The organism is Paenibacillus sp. FSL H8-0282 (genome assembly GCF_037963825.1).
Taxonomy (GTDB): domain Bacteria; phylum Bacillota; class Bacilli; order Paenibacillales; family Paenibacillaceae; genus Paenibacillus_AQ; species Paenibacillus_AQ odorifer.
The window spans coordinates 2,990,456-3,009,509 of sequence record NZ_CP150146.1; the positions used below are offsets into that span (position 1 = coordinate 2,990,456).

Below are 19,054 nucleotides of genomic sequence, written 5' to 3' on the forward strand. Positions count from 1 at the left end.
AGAGCACTACTACTATTGAACCGAAAGGATGATTTTAAATGTTGGCTTTTCTACAAAAACTAGGTAAGTCGTTAATGCTTCCTGTTGCAACCATGCCGGCGGCAGCTATTCTTCAAGGGTTTGGTTTGCTTAACTACGAAAAAGATATTCCGCTAGGAGCGACCATTGGTGGATTTCTGAATCAATACTTTGCTCCATTTCTAAACGCCGGAGCGAATGCGATCTTCGGTAACCTAGCCTTAATCTTCGCGGTAGGGGTTGCCATTGGATTTGCCGGTGACGCCGTAGCAGCTTTGTCAGCAGTAATTTCTTACATGGTACTGACTAAGATTCTGCTTATCGTACCGCTTCAATTCTCTTTCATCAATGATGATGTTGTATTGAACATGGGTGTGCTTGGTGGTATTTTTGCCGGTGCTTGGGCAGCGTTCTTATACAAGAGATATCACAATATAAAAATGCCTGATTGGCTCGGATTTTTTGCAGGTAAACGTTTTGTCCCAATCATTACGGCAGCTTCTATGATGGTTCTTGCTGTATTTGTGGGTATGATCTGGAGTCCGATACAAGATGTTATTAGTGACTTCGGGAACTGGGTTGTGTCACTGGGGGCTGTTGGAGCATTCATCTTCGGTACAGCTAACCGCTTGCTGATTCCGTTCGGTCTTCACCACGTGCTTAATACGATTGCTTGGTTCCAAATTGGTGATTTTACGAATGCAGCTGGTGAACTGGTGCATGGTGACTTGTACCGCTTCTTCGCTGGAGATAAAACTGCTGGGATGTTTATGACTGGATTCTTCCCAATTATGATGTTTGCGCTTCCAGGGGCAGCACTTGCATTTATTCATACAGCTAAACCGGAAAAACGTAAAATGGTTGCTTCCATCTTCATCGGTTCTGCCATTGCTTCTTTCTTAACAGGGATCACTGAACCACTTGAGTTCTCCTTTATGTTCGTAGCACCACTCTTGTACGGAGTTCATGCTTTATTAACAGGATTCTCCATGGCCTTGATGTACATTTTAGATGTTAAGCTTGGTTTTGGTTTCTCCGCAGGTTTGATCGATTATCTTGTAAACCTGAAACTGTCTACTAATGCATGGATACTTATTCCTGTGGGTCTTGGATTCTTCGTCTTGTATTATGTACTATTCCGCTTTATTATCTCATTGTTCAAGCTAAAAACACCTGGACGTGAAGATGATGATGAAGAAAGCCTGTTAGCACCACCTGGAGGTAATGGAACGCCTTCATCGTCTTCTAAAGCTGCTCAAATTCTTGAGAACATCGGCGGTCCATCGAACATCCGCAATATCGATGCATGTATCACACGCCTTCGTCTGATTGTTAATGACGAAAAAGCCGTTAAAGATTCCGCATTGAAACAGCTCGGAGCTTCCGGTGTCATGAGACTGGGTCAAGGGGCTGTTCAGATCGTATTTGGTCCAAAATCAGAGCAAATTAAAGATGATATTCAAAAGCTTTTATAACTAAATTGATCATGTTGAAATCATTAAACAGGGCTGGTTCTCATACCAGTCCTGTTTTTTTGCTGTGTCCAGAGATAAAGGGTTGCTTTATAGATAATGCCTAGTATAATACTTGGTATAAGTAAGCAAAGGAGTCGGTACACATGTCAGTCGATGATTATTTGGATCTTTTAAATTACGCCAAGGCGATTAAAGATGGGCAGTGGCAGGCTGACATCATTGAGCGCTTAAAGAATCTTAGTGCAGCAGCGGAAAGTCCTCAGATACAAGAAGAAAGTGTAATAGAACTTTGGTCAAGGTTTGATGCCATTAACATAATGATCATGAAGCTGTTTGAGAAGTTACGGGAGAATGAACATTCAGAGCAACAGTTTCAGTGGAAAGAGCAGCTCTGGGAGCTTAGGCTGGAACGGAGTATTTTATCTAAAAAGATTCTTAATCGTTACATTCGAATTAGGTAAACACTAGAAGACAGTTTCCTTATTAATTTAGGGGCTGTCTTTTTTTACGTAATCTTGATACAAAAATACATTGATAGTCGTCTTACTTATAGCTGCAGCTGATAAGGAGGATTTACAAGATGGAAATTCCGGAATCTGAAATTTTTAAAGCAATATTCTATGAACATTATCCTATTGTCAGACGTAAGCTGACCGCTTTGGTTCGTGATGAGTCGGCAGCAGATGATTTGGCACAAGAAGTTTTTCTGAGATTGTATCGTAACCCCCCAGATGATCCAGCAGCGCTGGGTGCCTGGCTTCATAGAGTCCTTACTCGTATTGGATATGATTATCTGGACAAAAAAGCAAGGGAACGGCGGCTGCAAAATAAACAAGAACAGTTATACGAAGTGGGGGAATCACCTCCTTCAGGAGAGGAAGTCTTAATCAGTAAGCTGGATCAGGAGGATGTTCATGAATGGTTGAACGAGCTGCCTGACAGGGATAGACAAGCGCTTCTGCTTAGATACTCTGGTTACAGTTATGCGGAAATAGCAGGCGAGCTTGGTCTAAGACCTCCCGTAGTAGGGACATTACTGCACCGTGCGACCCAGAGGTTAAGACAAAATGCAGCAAAATCACTGTCTCAGACGGAATAACAAAACGAGATAAACGAAGCTCCAAATTATTTAGGAGGGATTACTAATGACTAAACAACCGCTAAATCAAGATCATAATAAACAACATACAGATGAAGCCTGGGCCAAATTGCAAAACAAGTTAGCGTCTGAGCCTGCAAGTCCCAAATGGTCTGTGTGGAGTCAGCAGTTATCTGTGGATGTTATGAAAGATGATGATAAAACAGATCCAAAAATAGACCAGCCTCAATCTACGGATGACAATCCAACAGCAAATCGCCGATCCAAGCGTCCTCGCATGAATCGTCGGCGCAAGTGGGGAGTAGCAGTGGCAGGTGCCGCGATCTTTGCGGTTATACTTGGAACTCCAGTAGGAAATACGGCTATGGCATCGCTGCTGAATCAATTTCGGATGGAAGAAGTTACAGTTGTGAATGAAAATGATATCCGGGATATTTTTTATCAGGTAAATGAAAGTCAATCCATGAATGAAGCTATGAACAAATTTGGTGTGTTTACAAGTTCCTTTGGTTCAAATAAAGGGATTATTCCGCTAGATCAGGTAGAAGAGACTCTAGGTTTTACACTTCCAAGCGGAACTTTGCTCGAGAATGTGAAGAGCGCATATATAACCAATTCACAAGAAATAACCTTGAAGCTTAATATTGAAGCAGTTAATAAAGCAATGAAAAGATTGGGTGCTAAACAGCTTCTTCCAGAGGCCATAGATGGGAAAGAAATTAAATTAGATCTTTCGGAGATCGTGAATTATGATCTTTCGATGGATAATGATAAATGGGCTAATCTTACACAGACGAAGACTCCTTTAATTACGGTAGATCCAACTATAAAGGTTGATGAAGCTTTGGAAGCTATAATCGATTTTCCATTGCTGCCAGATTATCTGAAATCCAGCTTAAAGCAGAGCCGCATTTTATCGGGTGAAATTCCTCTGCCACTGGTAAAAGGCCTGAATACCGATCAAATAAAGATTAAAGATACAACGGTTCTACTGAATCAGAATGAATATAGTCAAGGGATTGTGTACTCGGCCGTTTGGGTACAGAACGGACAACTGTTTGATTTCAACGGAGGAAGCATGTATACAGATAAAGCTGTATTCTTAGAGAAGCTAGGGGAGTTGATTGAATAATGACGGCTGCCGCAATAGAAGCGAAGTCTTTGACCAAAGAATATGATAACGGACGTGGTTGCCGTGATGTAACGATTACTGTTGGGAAAGGGGAAGCCTTTGGCTTCCTCGGCCCTAATGGTGCGGGGAAAAGTACCTTTGTCAAAATGTTGGTAGGTCTCATTCGTCCATCGAATGGTAGTGCTACTCTATTTGGTCATAAGATCGGTTCACTTGAAGCCAAGTCCCAAATCGGATATTTACCGGAATTATATCGCTATCAAGAATGGCTTACGGGGGAAGAAGTAGTAAGACTGCATGCCAAGCTGTGCCGTGTAGAGCGATCTGTAGCCGACAAAAGAATTCCAGAGCTTCTAGCGGAAGTTGGAATTGGAAACCGTGGACGGGATCGTGTGAAACATTATTCCAAAGGGATGCAGCAGAGATTAGGGCTTGCTTGCGCTCTTGTAAACAATCCGGCCATCGTTTTTCTGGATGAGCCCTCATCGGCGCTAGACCCGATTGGACGTCAGGAAGTTCGGAATATTTTGCAGAGGCTAAAAGAGAAGGGAGTTACAATATTTCTTAACTCTCATCTACTGGAGGATGTTGAACTCATCTGCGACCGTATGGCACTGCTGAATAACGGAGTTATACTGCGGCATGGGAAAGTATCTGAGATCTTAAATAAGCGAACAAGCTGGCATTTTAAAGTGGGCGGTTTTACGCCTATTTTGTTGTCTTGGTTACAGGATAGTACTGAGCTTCAGATCAAAGTTTCAGCGGATATCGGAGCTCAATCTGAAAAAGGAGCTTCAATCCCATCTACATTGGAGAGTAGCACAGTTTGGCTGGAAGCGGAACTGGAGAATGAGGAGCAAGTAGGCTGGCTGAACACGTTAATTATTGAACAGGGCATGACCTTATATGAAGTCTCACGGAAGCGAGAACGTCTGGAAGACTGGTTTATGAGTGCTGTATCCGGCCTAAGTCACAGAGGTGAACACGAATGAGAATAATCATAGGAATGACCTGGAAGGAATTGCTGCGCAAACGAGTAATGGTATTAACATTGCTTATGACCATTGTCTTTCTTATAGGATTTTGGTTTGTGGCAAATACGATCGGACAAAGCGGAATACCGAACAGAACAGATATTAGCAGTGGCGAGCATCTCTTAGCTAATTTTACAAATGGTGCTTTTATATTATCACTTGGATTCTTTTTTGGCGCTTTTGTACTCGCCTTTTTGGCGATCTTCAGTTCCTTCTCAGCTATTGCAGGTGAAGCGGAACAAGGGGTTATGCAGGCTTTACTGCCAAGACCGCTGCCGCGGTGGAAATGGTACACAGGTCGCTGGCTTGGATATGTGACGCTTGGGATCGGTTATGCCCTGATTTTATTTATTTCTATTTTATGGATTACTGAGGTCCATGCCACCGTTCCTAGAGATGCCGTAGTCCTATTGAAATCATTTTTGTTATTCTCTTCTGTAGTGCCTTTGCTAATTACGATTTCTATGCTGGGTTCTGGATTCTTCTCAGCAGTGGGGAATGGTGTCTTTATGACAATGTTATATGGAGCTGGCTGGTTAGGCGGGATGATTGATAAGATCGGAGGATCACTGAGATTAGAACCCGATGTCCTTGACACATTAAATAATCTGTCAGGAATGATGGCACTGCTTATGCCAGTGGATGGTTTACAGCGGAAAATGACCGCCGTCCTGTTCAGCGCTAATGAAATGAGTGGAATGATGGGATTGTTCGGCAGCATGAATGGATTGCTGGATTTTAATACGGTTCCGTCAAATATGTTTATTTTTTATGCGATAGGATATACCCTGTTAGCTTTTGTTATAGGTCTACTTCGCTTCGAGCGAAAAGACTTATAAAGGGGATGTTAATCCAAAAAGAGCCCTCTTGTCTCATGATCGGGACAATTAGGGCTCTTTGTGTTGTGTAGCGGGAATCATTTCTTAATACCAAGCTCAATCCATTCGGTAGACCAGTTTCCAATTTCACCAAGTATAGGAGCAAGCGCTGTGCCTTTTGGAGTCAGAGAGTACTCAATACGTACTGGCATTTCAGGATATACAGTTCGCTCTATAATGCCTTCGGTTTCCATTTCCTTCAATCGGTCAGATAACACCTTGCCACTGAGATTGGACAGACAGCTCTCAATTTCACCAAAACGGCGTGGCCCTGGCATAAGCACGAAAACGATCAGCGCGACCCAACGTTTACTTAGCAAGTCTACCGCTTTTTCAAAGCGAGGACACATGTTGAAATCATTCATAATATCACCTCGACATTCATTATATCATAAACTTACATAAAGTAATTATAAATATTTAAAGATATATTATAACTTGACGAAGTTATATTACAATGATAAACTTACTTACAAATAGTTACTTATAATTTAACTAATATTTTATCCTTATGCTTAGCTCTATCTAAGCATTGATGAACAATGAGGAAGGTGTAATTATGATTAAACCAGAAATCACTTCTATTTTACAGAATAAAATCACGCGAATTCCTTTAGCAAATTCCACAAATATATTGGTTGGACCCATTACGTTACCGGTGAATTTAGACGGCGAGACCGTTGTTTTTAAATGGTACAACTGGCTGAATACAACGGATGCAGAGCTTCTTCAAGAGGATAGCAGTAAAGCAACGGCAGCTTTAATTTCACGTTTGCCATCCATGAACTTAGCAGAAGGACAACAATCCAGTGTGTTGGTATATGGCGATTTCGAAGAATCTGAGGATGCATTGATCCGGATGCATAGCATCTGCCATACTGGCGATATTTTTGGCAGTAAACGTTGCGATTGCGGCTTCCAGCTGCATCAATCCATGAAAATGATTGTTGAGCATGGCTCTGGGGCATTATTTTATCTCGCGAATCATGAAGGAAGAGGCATTGGCCTGTTCAGTAAATCTTTAGCGTATCTTTTACAGGAAGAAGGATACGATACAGTTGAGGCTAATTTAGAGTTGGGATTTGCTGATGATTCAAGAAACTACGAAGAGGCAATCAGTGTTCTGCAAACTTTACGTCACAAACCAGTGACGCTGATTACGAATAATCCGAAGAAATTGGATGCGCTCAAGGCTGCAGGGATGAATGCCGTGAAAAGAGTAGCGTTATGGGGAGATGTATCTTCTTTTAACGAGAAATATTTGCGGACTAAAGTCGCTCGCTCAGGGCATTTAGAAGCTGTGAAGGACACCCATTCGCTAAATGAAAGACTGGCTAAGTAAAGATTGAAGTAGTGCTTTTGCGCTTCTTCTATTATAATGGGGTACTGGGAACCAACTCTAAGCTTAGTGAGGTACAATATGACTGCTATTCAAGTACAAGACTTACGCAAAACATTCAAAGTACAAAAAAACCGCGAGGGTCTCAAAGGGGCCTTCGCTGATTTGTTTAAAAGGGAATATACGGAAGTGACTGCGGTGAAGGACATTTCCTTTTCCATTCCTGAAGGTGAGATCTGTGGATATATCGGCGAGAACGGTGCTGGGAAATCGACCACGATCAAAATGCTCACAGGTATTCTCGTGCCGACTTCCGGAAACCTGACAGTAGGTGGGTATGTTCCGTATTTGGAGCGCGAGAAATTCGTGAAAAATATCGGTGTGGTATTCGGGCAACGAAGTCAGCTATGGTGGGACATTGGCGTGATTGAGTCGTTCCAGCTCCTGCGCAAGGTTTACCGGGTGTCTGAACAAGATTTCAAGAAACGGCTGGATGAATTGGTCGAACGACTGCAACTGCAAGAACTGCTGAATCGTCCGGTTCGTAAGCTTAGTCTAGGTCAGCGGATGCGTTGTGAATTAGTGGCAGCATTGCTTCACAATCCGTCGATTGTATTTCTGGATGAACCGACCATTGGTTTAGATATTGTGGTGAAGTCAGAGATCCGTGAATTCCTAAAAGATATGAACCGCGAGCATGGGACAACCATACTGCTGACTACACATGACCTGCAAGATATTGAGGCGCTTTGCTCCCGAGTGATAATGCTTGATGATGGCCGTATCATTTATGACGGAGGACTGGAAGACCTGAAGCAGCGTTGGGGAACCGGACGTGAGGTTCAATTTCAATTTGGAAATGCTACGAAACGTCAGCAACTTGAGTTATGGACTGAGGGATTGCCTGTTACTTGGTCTGCGGAGAACGATTTAGGGGCGTCTGTCTGGATACCGCTAGAGCTAAATGTATCGGATGTATTAGGCAGAGTAGTGGGAAAAGCAGACATTACTGATATCAAAATCATAGAGACCAATACGGACGATATTGTTCGCAGTATTTATCAATCCGGGTCTGCAGACAAGCCTGATGAAATGGCTGCCGCTCTGAAGGATGAAAGAGAGGCTTTACATGTCTGATAAGCTTAATCCTGCAACAGCTATGTCTTCCTCCTCAGGAAGTTCATCTTCTGGCGGTCCTCAGGAGAATAGCCGTAAATTACTATTCGGGGCTTACTTAGATTTTATACGCATCCGTTTTCTTACCATGCTTGCTTATCGGATTAACTACTACTCAGGTATTCTTATCTATTCACTGAATATTGGGGTTAACTATTTCACTTGGATGGCCATTTATGGCAATGGGGATTCATTGGGTGGCTTTACTGCAACGCAAATGACATCATATGTTGCTGTGTCGTGGATGGCTAGAGCCTTTTATTTTAATAACCTAGACCGCGAGATCTCTACGGATATCCGTGATGGAAGTATCGCTATCCAGTTTATAAGGCCCTATAACTATGTCTTAGTCAAAATGATGCAAGGTCTTGGAGAGGGAATGTTCCGCTTCCTTTTATTTATGATTCCCGGCATGGCGATAGCGATGCTGCTGTTCCCGGTTCAATTGCCAACAGCGCCATCTGCTTGGGCAGGGTTCCTGGTGATGCTCTTTTTCAGCTTTTTAATTAATTCACAGATCAATATCATCACAGGGCTCTCGGCATTTTTCGTGGAAAATAATGAAGGCATGATGCGAATGAAGCGGGTGATTGTAGACTTATTTTCCGGCTTAATCGTACCGATCAGTCTGTTTCCTAACTGGTTATCTTCCGTACTTGAGGTGCTGCCGTTTCAGGCGATTACCTACTTGCCAGGTTCAGTGTTTACGGGACGTGTGCAAGGGGTTGGAATATGGAATGTATTAGGGATACAAATTATTTGGTTCCTAGTATTGCTGATTCCAATTGTCTGGTTATATCATGCGGCGCGGCAGCGTCTCTTCGTGCAGGGAGGTTGAGGAAACATGTATTACCTGGGATTATTAATTGAATATATCAAAAACTATATGAAGAGCCGGCTCACCTATCGCGCTGACTTTTGGGTAGAGGTCATTTCAGACTTACTTTTTCAAGCTACCAACTTTATCTTTATTCTCGTAATTTTTATGCACACAGATAGCCTGGGCGGCTGGAATCAGAATGAAGTAGTGTTCGTTTATGGATTCTTTATGGTGCCATTTGGGGTGTTTAGTTGTTTTGTGAATCTATGGGGATTTAGTGAACGTTACATCGTTAAAGGTGAGATGGACCGTATTTTGACACGCCCAGCTCATAATTTGTTCCAGATCTTTTTGGAAAATGTTGATCCACCAGCACTTATGGGCTCATTCATAGGTATTATTATTATGGCCATCAGTGGCAGCAATCTGGGTCTTCCTTTTGAATGGTGGACGATACCGGCTCTGATCATTCTAACGTTAAGTGCGGTCGCCATCTATACGGGGATTTACACAACGTTGACTTCATTGTCTTTCTATTCGGATGCTCCTACTGGCATTCTTCCGTTAATGTACAACATTCAGACTTATGGCCGTTACCCGGTAACGATTTACAATCGTGCTATACAGGTATTGCTTACTTGGATCATTCCATTTGCATTCGTCGGAGTGTATCCAGCCGCGCTTTTTCTACAGCGGGAGGAGATGACCAGCCTTGCTCTGATGACACCTGTAGTAGGCGCTATATTCCTGGGGATTGGTTTGTTAGCCTGGAGTTATGGCGTACGAAGATATAAAGGTGCGGGGTCTTAAGTTAAGCTAGTGTTTTGTTAAGTTGGAAAGGCTACCTTCGGGTAGTCTTTTTTTTTTACCCGGAATTCATGAATATGCTAAAATCATTAATATCTACATTGGGGAGGAATCATAGATGAATGTGTTAGATATTTTACCAGCACCCGAAAACTTAAAAAAACTTATGAAAATACTTGCTTCTCTAAATATTGTCTTATGTCCAGAGGAATGGCTTCGCTATCATAGTTTTGATTCTAAATTTGATAAGAATGTTTCTCTAGCATCGATCGATAATGGCTCAGGCGATAATTTGTTTATTATTTTTACACCTCAAGGAACGATAATTAAAGGTTTTGATCATGAATCCGAAGTAAGTCCATATGCGCGCGACGAACATGAAATTTGGCCAGGAATCTATGAAGAGGTCCCAACCTCGCTATTGTCTTTACTGGAAGATGAGGCGATAGCTAAGGATGATGTTACTTTTTGTTTTTGGCGTGAAAATAACGACTTGACGTGGCAGAAGGGGAAGGTAGAGATTCCAGCGGAGGTAGAAGATGGTTCGGACTTTTTGCTAGGGACTATTTTCCGCACAGCTGAGGATTTTGTGGAATTTGCCGAAGGTTATTTTGAACTCACACTCCCTTTAGAGGTTGTTGCACAAGTTTATGAGGATGCAGCCATTACAAAAGAGATGATCAAAGCGTTAAATCCTGATGGTGATGTAGAGACAATCCTTCAGGAGTTAGCAGAGCTAGACTCTTAGGGACTTATCGATTTTGAAAACAAAGGGGGATGCGAAATGGAACTTTACGTGGAAAAGCTGAATGCTGATGCTGCTAGGGATATTTTAAGCTGGCAATATGATCCACCCTATGATTTTTACAATAATGAACTAACTCCTGAAGCTATAAGCGAAATGCTAGAGGAAGCATTTTTTTCTGTACTTGATGCAGATAAACAATTGATCGGATTCTTCTGTGTAGGAAGTCCAGCACAGGTTCCAAATGATAAATATACATATTCTCAGGATTTTATAGATGTGGGTTTAGGAATGAAGCCTGAGTTAACCGGACAGGGGAATGGGACACAATTTTTCACAACAGTCCTTAACTATATCAATGAGAGATGCGAGGAAAAACCAAAGCGGCTGACAGTGGCGAAGTTCAACGATAGAGCGATACGCTTGTATGAAAAACTAGGATTTAGCAGGGAAGCTGAAATCGTTAAAGGAACTACAGAATTTATTATTATGATTTTTAATGAAAATGATAATCTTACTCCCATGTATGAGCGGGCAAAACCCGGCGAAATAATTACTTTTGGCTCTTATCCGCAAATGGCGGACGGAGCAGAAAAAATGCCGATAAAGTGGCGGGTGCTGCAAAATTCAGGTAGAGAGCTGTTCATTTTAAGCGAGTACATTTTGGATTGCAGGCGGTATCATGGTGAATATGTTGATGTTACATGGCATGACTCCGATTTGCGAAAGTGGTTGAACGATGAGTTTTATAATGCCGCTTTTAATGACTCCGAGCACAGGCTCATCAAGACTACACAATGCACAGATAACGGAGAGGGAAGTATAAACACGGAAGATAAGATTTTTCTGCTTAGTGTTTCGGAGGCGAATGAATTCACCTTTAAACTTGGAGAAGATACTTTACGTGCGAAGCGTAGGGCGATAGGAACGGGATTCTCCAAAGTGAAAAAGAACGATGGATGTAAATTGTATGTGTATGATAAAAAAGTCAAAGCTGATTATATCCTTGAGAAGGATGAAGAGTTCGGCTGCTCATGGTGGTGGCTGAGAACTCAACCTGCGATTTCCTCACGTGCGTATTTTGTAGGTACTCGTAGCAGTATTCGCAGTTACGGACATGTCAACTTGGCTTGTTACGGTGTGCGCCCCGCTTTAATCCTTAATTATTAAGCTCTTTCTCCAACATCGTTTCATGGGAAGCGAATCTTACCACAGAAACAAAACAGCCTGAACCCCTAGGAATACAGGACTCAGGCTGTTTATTATTGTATCTATTTCATGGAATTAGATTTGTCATTAGCATTGAGTGTAGCAATCAGTTTCTCGCCTTCGACATCCAGGTTTGGCAGAATACGGTCGAGCCATTTTGGAAGTGCCCAAGCTTTGTTGCCGAAAATAGACATTACAGCAGGAACTAATCCCATTCGAATAATGAAAGCATCGATTAAGATCCCTACGGCCAGTGTAAAGCCGATTTGTTTAATCATGACATCATCCGTAAAAATAAACCCTGCAAAAACGGAGATCATAATTATAGCAGCGCCTACTACGACACGACTCACCTGGTTGTATCCATGGACAACGGACTCTGATCCCTCATGACCATGAACGTACGATTCACGCATGGAACTGACAAGGAAAACCTGATAGTCCATCGCAAGCCCATATAGGATACCCGTAACGATGATTGGCATAAAGCTTAGCAATGGGCCACCGGTGTCGAAACCAAAGAGAGAATGGAGCCAGCCCCATTGGAACACGGCTGTGGTGATCCCGAAGGTAGCGAGTATGCTAAGCAGAAAGCCGATCGTAGCTTTGATAGGAACGATAATCGAACGAAATACCAACAGAAGAATAATGAGCGATAGGAGAATGATGATTCCTACATAAATGGGAAATACATCTGCCAGTTTGGCCGACATATCGATGTTAACAGCGGTAAAGCCGGTAACCCCGAGTTTAACATCATTACTTTGAGCGATACTAGATTCCGTAGCCCGTAAATCATTCACCAGATTTTTGGTTGTTATATCGCTAGGACCCGTTTCTGGAATCAGACTGAAGATAGCCAAATCCTTAGTCATGCCCAGAGGAGTGACCAATGCGACATTCTTTTGAGCTTGGAGCTCTTTTACAAGATTTCCTAGGAGCTCCGGAGTGACTGGAGTGGAAGAATTCTTTGGTTCTGCAACCAGAATAAGCGGTCCGTTAAAGCCCTCTCCAAAACCCTCGGATATAGCATCATAACTTTGTCTTGCTACCGTATCCAAATTCGCTGAGGCAGCTCCGGGAATGCCCATTTCCATTTTTGCTATAGGGGTTGCTGCTACGCCAAGTACCACGACGATGGCAACAATAGTGACCCAACGATACTTGATGACGAATTTAACCCATCCATCAGCTATACCGCGGTTACCCGTTGTATGATGATCCTTGTTTTTCTTGCGAGCTTTAGGTGAACAGATGCGTTCACCCACCAATCCGAGCAATGCCGGCAATAGGGTTAAGGCAACAAATACGTTGATAAGGACGGTAGCAGCTGCTACTAACGCCATCGTAGATAAGAAAGTAAGCCCGATTACAAGCATACCGCAGAGAGCAATAATAACCGTCAAACCGGCGAAAAATACGGCGCTGCCGGATGTGCCAATTGCTCTAGCCGCAGCTTCTTGTGCGCTTAATCCTTGATCAATAATCATCCGGCGTTGGCGATTTACAATGAAAAGAGCATAATCGATTCCGACGGCTAATCCAATCATAAGCGCCAAGACGGAAGTGACACTAGGCATTTCAATGAATTTGGAAATAGAAAATGCTCCACCTACACCGATGCCGACTCCAAGCAGTGCAGTTATAAGGGGCAGACCTGCTGCAACGACAGAGCCAAGCGTCACCAGCAAAACAATTGCAGCAATGACAAGTCCGACAATCTCAGCTGATCCTACACCGATAGATACTGATTTGAGTGTCTCGCCCGGCAGTACAGTGATGTTGGTATCTTTCTCGACATTCATGACGGTATCAATTACAGAATCAAAAATATCTTGAGAGATAGCAGATTGCTCAATGGTAAACTGGAACTGGAACAATGCAATGCTACCGTCTGCGGAAAGAATAACACCAGGTACTGGAACGCCATCTGCCATCAGAGGACCATAGGAAAGGGGTGCTGTGGCTGCTGCAGACTGATCCATACTGGCAGCCTGAGTTGCTTCAGTAGTTGAACTACTTGCTTCCGCTGCATAATCCGCAGGATTAATCACTTCGTTTATACCGTAAACCTCATTAACACCTTTAGTGATCGCTGCCAAACGTTCTGGCGTATCCAATCGCTCATTTTCAGGTGCTTTGAATACGACACTCCCTTGTCCACCAGATGCAGCCGGAAGTTCTGTTGCTAATTGATCCAAAATCTTTTGCGATTCTGTGCCTTCAATCTTCATTTCTGAACTGATATGAATACCATTCATGCTGATCATAGAGATGACAATTCCTAAAATTAAAATCCAACCTAAAATGAAGTACCCAGGTTTGCGATAAGCGGTTTTTCCCACTCTGTATAATAATGTTGACATGTATCTATTTTACACTCCCTCGATGATGAAAACTGATTGTTAGCCTATTAGAATCCGTTGCGTAAATATCCGTAAATAGTTTCCAAAAATTGATCGAACGTAAGCGTTTCAGGACTTGGATCGTCGCTCGTCGTTTGTCCCGGAAGCAGCACATTAAGTTTTCCGTCAATTAAGGGAAGCACAGTTCCGTAAACCGAATTTATAAGCAGATAAGTATAGACCTCGTCATACTTACCATTTGACAAGTGCAACAATGTTTTTTGTGCTCCAGTTTGCGTAAGATGTATTGCTCTTAGATAATGGGGCTCGAGAGCTGGGAATTTTCGGGAAAGTAAAGAAAGCTCACGCAACCTCCCTATAAGCTCAGATGTAAGTTGCATCTTAATTAGTTGATATAAGGTATCCAGCAGGGAGGCATTTTCAGGGATTTTGGTGAGCAATTCTTCATACTCATTCGTGTTCCGTACGGTAACTGCTCCCATGGCAACTGCCTCTTCCTTGCATGTGAAATAGTTTGCGAAAGTTCTTCTGGAGTAGCCGGCTTTTTGCACGATATCTTCAACAACAAAACCGTCCAACCCATGTTCAAGTGCAAGTTCGAATGCCGCTTCAGCTAGCGCTTTTTCAGTGGCTTCTTTTTTGAAATCTCTCAACGTTTGTTTAATCATAATTTATGTATACACCTCCCATATAGCTGTAATTGTGGTGAAGATTAGGATTACTGACTTTATACTAATGTAAACTTGCCCAATGTGCAAACTTTCTCGTTGGGCAAGTTTATGCTTTGGAATCTGCTTATAGAAAATTCCCAGTAGTTTCACAGCAGAAAACAGGAAATAAAAATAGAATAATTTCTCTTTATCAACAGATGAAAAGAGTACATAATTACAGACGACCTCATTAACTCTAGAAATATTTTGTGAGTATTATAAATGATCTTTTTCAAAGAGGGGAGTTCTTTATATGTATGGAATTCTGGCTGTTTCCGGCCTGTCTTTTCTTCTGGTGGCGGTGTTTACGCCTCTATTAATCTGGACGCTGCATAGACTGAGGTTAACGCAGCCAATTCGTGCCGAGCTTCCAGCAGATCATCAGGCCAAACGGGGTACACCACTAATGGCAGGGTTGATCCTGCTTATCGGGATAGCGATTTCGCTGCAGTTTCAACCCGGGCCTCTAATGTTACTCTTATGCGTTACGTTTTTGTTGTTTAGTTCAGTCGGATTTTTGGATGATTTCAAAAAGGCTTTTTGGCAAAACCCATCCGGCATCAGCGGCCGCTCAAAACTAGTGCTTCAATTTCTTTTTACTGGATTTATATTATATGTGTTATTCCATTCGTTCGGCCTGACGAGTAATATCGAGTTATTTAAAGGCCAAAATCTGCAGTTGCCTGTGTACCTTTATGTGGCCATCATTTTGCTGTTTGTGGTCGGATCCGCGAATGCCATCAATTTTACAGATGGTCTCGATGGGCTACTGATCAATGTTGCCATACCGTCGTATTTTTTCTTTTTTATGATTTCGGACAAACCTGAAGTGCAGACATTTTCACTTGTTATGATCGGTTGTCTGCTAGGGCTTTTGCTTTACAATATTTATCCTGCAAGAGCGTTTATGGGCGATACTGGATCACTCGCGATCGGTGGCTCCCTTTCCGTTCTGGCTGTCATTGAAAAGGTTGAGCTTTTGATTCCGATTTTGTTTTTCGTTTATTTTGCGGAGCAGTTGTCGGTCATTTTACAAGTTTGGTACTACAAACGGACGAAGCTGCGGCTATTCCGGATGGCTCCGATCCATTACCACTTCAGCTTAAAATACGGATGGAGTGAAAACAAAATCGTGATGATTTTCGGTTTCATTTCTTGGGTATCTGTACTGCTGTGCTGGTTGATATGGAAATATTTAATTCACTAAACGAACAATTCGATACGAAATATGAATCTACATAATGTTATTGCAACAACGAGACATCGGCATCTTTTGTATTTACAAATCTATAAAAATAGATATAATGGAACACATGGAACCTTTATTGATATTCAAAGCGTTGTCTAACGAGACTCGCAGTCAAATTATGATGTGGCTAAAAACTCCCGAGGAATTTTTTGATGAAAAGCCTTATTTACAACAAGGCCTAAATTTTCAAATTGGGATTTGCGTGGGAGATATTCAAGCTAAAGCGGGGCTTGCACAGTCGGTTATTTCGAGCTATCTATTGACTATGCAAAAAGCTGGTTTGCTGGAATCTGAGCGAATTGGGAAGTGGACGTATTATCGTCGAAACGAAAAGACAATTCAAGAGTTTTCCGAGTATATTAAAGAGAAACTATAGGAGAAAGGAGGGAGGGCTTTTTTTTGATAATACATATCTACAAATCTGAATATGTAAATATAAATGGAGGATTATTTTAAAATGAAAAAGGTTAACCCTTTACTTATTATTATTTTGGCTTTAGGCGTATTTGGCATTATTACAACGGAAATGGGGATTATAGGTGTTCTGCCACAGGTAACTCAAAAATTTAATATATCAACTTCTCAGTCTGGATGGCTTGTAAGTATATTTGCTTTAGTTGTTGCTATTTCAGGTCCATTTCTGACCTTATTGGCTTCTGGAATTAATCGTAAAGTAATTCTATTAACTGCTGTACTTATTTTTGCAATTTCAAATATTGTTTATGCGTATACGACCATGTTTGAAGTAATGCTGATTTTCCGTATTATCCCTGCTATTTTTCATCCCGTGTTTTTTTCAGTTGCACTTGTTACCGCTGCCCAACTTGTCCCTCCGGAAAAGAGCACCAAAGCAGTTACAAAGGTTTTCGCCGGAATAACGGTCGGGTTTGCTTTTGGTGTGCCTTTGACTTCTTATCTCGCGGACAAAATTTCGTTAGAAGTCGCTTTTCTGTTTGGAGCTGTCGTAAGTATAATTGCCTTTTTAGGAATACTAGCTTGGCTTCCTTCCATGCCAGTTAAAGAAAAAATGTCATATGGTAAACAACTTGGTATTTTACGCAAGCCCCTATTGTGGTTAAATATTGTGGCAGTTATTTTTATCTTTGCAGCTATGTTTTCTGTGTACAGTTATTTTGCTGAATATCTTGGGCAGGTAACATATATGAACGGCTCATGGATTAGTATCATGTTGATGGCCTTTGGGATAATCATGATTTTTGGGAATTTTTTATTTGGAAGCCTTTTGCATAAAGGCATTACAAAGACCGTTATCATGTTTCCATTGTTATATGCGGTAACTTACTTATTCGTATATTATCTAGGTTCTTATTTCCTTCCGATGGTTGTTATCATAATCATTTGGGGGGCAGTGCATTCCGGCGGACTGATTGTCAGTCAAGCATGGTTAACGACGGAGGCGAAAGAAGCTCCCGAATTCGGTAACAGCTTGTTTATCTCATTTTCCAACCTTGGAATTACTATAGGGACTGCTATCGGTGGCTGGTTTATTTCTCATGCAGGAATACAGCAACTCATCTGGATCGGAATTATGTTTTCCCTGCTTGCTTTCTTATCGATCATAATCAAAATAAAGATTTCCAAATTAAACGGGGTAGAGTAAAGGCGAAACAGCGATAGCCAAGTATCTTTTTTCTGGTACACGGCTGTCGCTGTTTTCTATGATTAGTAGTACAGTCTTGTGTTTTTAAGTTTTTTAATTTATTTTTAATAGACCCCATGAAATTACATACGTGTATAAGAAAGAGGTTAACAATGAATAAGATTTATCTAGTAAAAAGCTTTTTAGCTATCACACTCTTACTTGGAACAACAACTGCCTGCAACTTAGCCGAGCAGATTACTTTAGAGCCAGTTCCAACGATTACGGCTGATTCCAGTTCTGGATTGGGTTCTACGCCAGACAATACAACAGAGGACAACAAACGTTTAATAGATGCAAAGGTAACACGAGTAGTCGATGGTGACACCATGAAGCTGACTATAGGCGGCAAAAAGGAAACCATTCGTTTATTGCTGGTTGATACTCCAGAGTCAGTGAATCCGAACATCCCCGAACCACAGCCCTTTTCGCTAGAAGCTTCTGATTTCGCCAAAAAGATGCTTACGGATAAAGATGTACAAATTGAACTTGATGTATCGGAGCGGGACAAATATGGCCGCCTACTTTGTTACCTCTATATAGATGGGAAAATGTTCAATGAGATTCTGCTAGAGCAGGGTTATGCACGTGTAGCCTATGTATTTGCACCTAATACAAAATACGTAGATCAATTTAGAGCGATTCAGGATAAGGCGCGAGAGCGGGGAATAGGTATTTGGAGCATTGAAAATTACGCGCAAGACAATGGTTTTCATGTGCAGAAAAAGAAATAAATTTTAATTAGCTTAGGATATTTGAGCCTATTAGAAGAAAGGATGTAGTTTTTTGAGCGATTATATTATGGAGTTAAGAAAGCTGGTAGGTACCAGACCGCTTATAATGGCAGGAGCCTGTGTTTTATTGTGCAGCAATCATCAATTATTATTACAACGTAGAACGGACAACGGATGCTGGGGTTTACCAGGTGGCTCGATGGAGCTTGGGGAGACTTTAGAAGAGGTCGCTAAGAGGGAGCTTTTTGAGGAAACGGGCTTAACAGCCAAAGGTCTTGAATTGTTCGACATGTTCTCTGGAAAAGATCTTTATTATAAATACCCGCACGGGGATGAAGTATATAATGTTGTGGCTGCGTATCTATGCACAGACTTTGATGGGGCGCTAAAGGTAGATGGAATTGAAGTGCAGGAATTGCGTTTTTTTAATTATGCAGAATTGCCAAGCGAGCTGTCTCCTCCAGATGTTCCCGTCATTAAGAGGTTTTTGGATCGTTTTGTGAAGTGATGTCGGATGGTATTCAAAAGATTAAAGAGGGCTGCCTAGTGGTAGCCCTTTCTTTAGTTTGCCATTTCCTCGGAAGTTTCAGTACACCCACGAAT

The 19,054-nt window shown here is 41.9% G+C and carries 20 protein-coding genes; 17 read left to right on the forward strand and 3 right to left on the reverse strand.

The features are described 5' to 3' along the window. Nucleotides 1-38: 38 nt before the first annotated feature. From nagE to NST94_RS13115, 6 genes are all read left to right on the forward strand, one after another. Nucleotides 39-1,493 (forward strand): N-acetylglucosamine-specific PTS transporter subunit IIBC, encoded by a 1,455-nt coding sequence (gene nagE, locus NST94_RS13090; protein ID WP_036686675.1) that lies wholly within the window; start codon nt 39-41, stop codon nt 1,491-1,493. 143 nt (nt 1,494-1,636) lie between these two features. Beyond that, the gene (locus NST94_RS13095) at nt 1,637-1,954 is read left to right on the forward strand and encodes a hypothetical protein (RefSeq protein WP_036686678.1); all 318 of its coding nucleotides are present in this window, start codon (nt 1,637-1,639) and stop codon (nt 1,952-1,954) included. Nucleotides 1,955-2,073: 119 nt separating this feature from the next. Then, nucleotides 2,074-2,592, forward strand: a complete 519-nt coding sequence (locus NST94_RS13100) for a sigma-70 family RNA polymerase sigma factor (RefSeq protein WP_076135192.1) — start codon at nt 2,074-2,076, stop codon at nt 2,590-2,592. A 46-nt stretch (nt 2,593-2,638) separates the two neighbouring features. Then, nucleotides 2,639-3,724, forward strand: a complete 1,086-nt coding sequence (locus NST94_RS13105) for a DUF4179 domain-containing protein (RefSeq protein WP_339282045.1) — start codon at nt 2,639-2,641, stop codon at nt 3,722-3,724. Then, nucleotides 3,724-4,716 (forward strand): ABC transporter ATP-binding protein, encoded by a 993-nt coding sequence (locus NST94_RS13110; RefSeq protein WP_339282046.1) that lies wholly within the window; start codon nt 3,724-3,726, stop codon nt 4,714-4,716. The genes NST94_RS13105 and NST94_RS13110 overlap by 1 nt, the downstream gene beginning before the upstream one ends. Then, on the forward strand, nt 4,713-5,597 hold the full coding sequence (locus NST94_RS13115) for an ABC transporter permease subunit (protein ID WP_339282047.1): 885 nt from the start codon (nt 4,713-4,715) through the stop codon (nt 5,595-5,597). The genes NST94_RS13110 and NST94_RS13115 overlap by 4 nt, the downstream gene beginning before the upstream one ends. 77 nt (nt 5,598-5,674) lie before the next feature. Here the strand turns inward: NST94_RS13115 and NST94_RS13120 are convergent, their stop codons facing one another. Continuing rightward, on the reverse strand, nt 5,675-6,001 hold the full coding sequence (locus NST94_RS13120; protein ID WP_036686688.1) for a winged helix-turn-helix transcriptional regulator: 327 nt from the start codon (nt 5,999-6,001) through the stop codon (nt 5,675-5,677). Between the two features lie 194 nt (nt 6,002-6,195). On the opposite strand from NST94_RS13120, the gene NST94_RS13125 reads away from it, so the two are divergent. From NST94_RS13125 to NST94_RS13150, 6 genes are all read left to right on the forward strand, one after another. Beyond that, nucleotides 6,196-6,978 carry a GTP cyclohydrolase II gene (locus tag NST94_RS13125; RefSeq protein WP_076183786.1) on the forward strand — a complete coding sequence of 261 codons (783 nt, stop codon included), beginning with the start codon at nt 6,196-6,198 and terminating at the stop codon, nt 6,976-6,978. 78 nt (nt 6,979-7,056) lie between these two features. Continuing rightward, nucleotides 7,057-8,112: an ABC transporter ATP-binding protein gene (locus tag NST94_RS13130; RefSeq protein ID WP_076126169.1), complete on the forward strand. Its 1,056-nt coding sequence runs from the start codon at nt 7,057-7,059 to the stop codon at nt 8,110-8,112. A 127-nt stretch (nt 8,113-8,239) separates the two neighbouring features. After that, a complete protein-coding gene (locus NST94_RS13135) occupies nt 8,240-8,989 on the forward strand; it encodes an ABC-2 family transporter protein (protein ID WP_051491475.1) in 750 nt (249 codons plus the stop codon). 6 nt (nt 8,990-8,995) lie between these two features. Then, nucleotides 8,996-9,781, forward strand: a complete 786-nt coding sequence (locus NST94_RS13140) for an ABC-2 family transporter protein (protein WP_036686696.1) — start codon at nt 8,996-8,998, stop codon at nt 9,779-9,781. A 115-nt stretch (nt 9,782-9,896) separates the two neighbouring features. After that, the gene (locus NST94_RS13145; protein WP_339282048.1) at nt 9,897-10,526 is read left to right on the forward strand and encodes a hypothetical protein; all 630 of its coding nucleotides are present in this window, start codon (nt 9,897-9,899) and stop codon (nt 10,524-10,526) included. 36 nt (nt 10,527-10,562) lie between these two features. Next, nucleotides 10,563-11,693: a GNAT family N-acetyltransferase gene (locus tag NST94_RS13150; protein ID WP_339282049.1), complete on the forward strand. Its 1,131-nt coding sequence runs from the start codon at nt 10,563-10,565 to the stop codon at nt 11,691-11,693. Nucleotides 11,694-11,794: 101 nt separating this feature from the next. Here the strand turns inward: NST94_RS13150 and NST94_RS13155 are convergent, their stop codons facing one another. Next, nucleotides 11,795-14,098 carry an MMPL family transporter gene (locus NST94_RS13155; protein ID WP_339282050.1) on the reverse strand — a complete coding sequence of 768 codons (2,304 nt, stop codon included), beginning with the start codon at nt 14,096-14,098 and terminating at the stop codon, nt 11,795-11,797. Nucleotides 14,099-14,145: 47 nt separating this feature from the next. Next, nucleotides 14,146-14,766, reverse strand: coding sequence for a TetR family transcriptional regulator (locus NST94_RS13160; protein WP_076218025.1), 621 nt, complete (start codon nt 14,764-14,766; stop codon nt 14,146-14,148). Nucleotides 14,767-15,061: 295 nt separating this feature from the next. Here NST94_RS13160 and mraY point away from each other — a divergent pair, with 295 nt between their 5' ends. The 5 genes from mraY to NST94_RS13185 all read left to right on the forward strand — a co-directional run bounded on the left by mraY (nt 15,062) and on the right by NST94_RS13185 (nt 18,959). Beyond that, complete coding sequence (mraY, locus tag NST94_RS13165; RefSeq protein ID WP_076126177.1) at nt 15,062-16,015, forward strand: phospho-N-acetylmuramoyl-pentapeptide-transferase; 954 nt, start codon at nt 15,062-15,064, stop codon at nt 16,013-16,015. Nucleotides 16,016-16,121: 106 nt separating this feature from the next. Then, nucleotides 16,122-16,433 (forward strand): helix-turn-helix transcriptional regulator, encoded by a 312-nt coding sequence (locus NST94_RS13170; protein WP_076183917.1) that lies wholly within the window; start codon nt 16,122-16,124, stop codon nt 16,431-16,433. Nucleotides 16,434-16,514: 81 nt separating this feature from the next. Further along, nucleotides 16,515-17,678 (forward strand): MFS transporter, encoded by a 1,164-nt coding sequence (locus NST94_RS13175; RefSeq protein WP_339282051.1) that lies wholly within the window; start codon nt 16,515-16,517, stop codon nt 17,676-17,678. Between the two features lie 152 nt (nt 17,679-17,830). Continuing rightward, nucleotides 17,831-18,451 (forward strand): thermonuclease family protein, encoded by a 621-nt coding sequence (locus tag NST94_RS13180; RefSeq protein ID WP_076126181.1) that lies wholly within the window; start codon nt 17,831-17,833, stop codon nt 18,449-18,451. 67 nt (nt 18,452-18,518) lie between these two features. Beyond that, nucleotides 18,519-18,959, forward strand: a complete 441-nt coding sequence (locus NST94_RS13185; RefSeq protein ID WP_076126240.1) for an NUDIX hydrolase — start codon at nt 18,519-18,521, stop codon at nt 18,957-18,959. Nucleotides 18,960-19,054 lie beyond the last annotated feature (95 nt).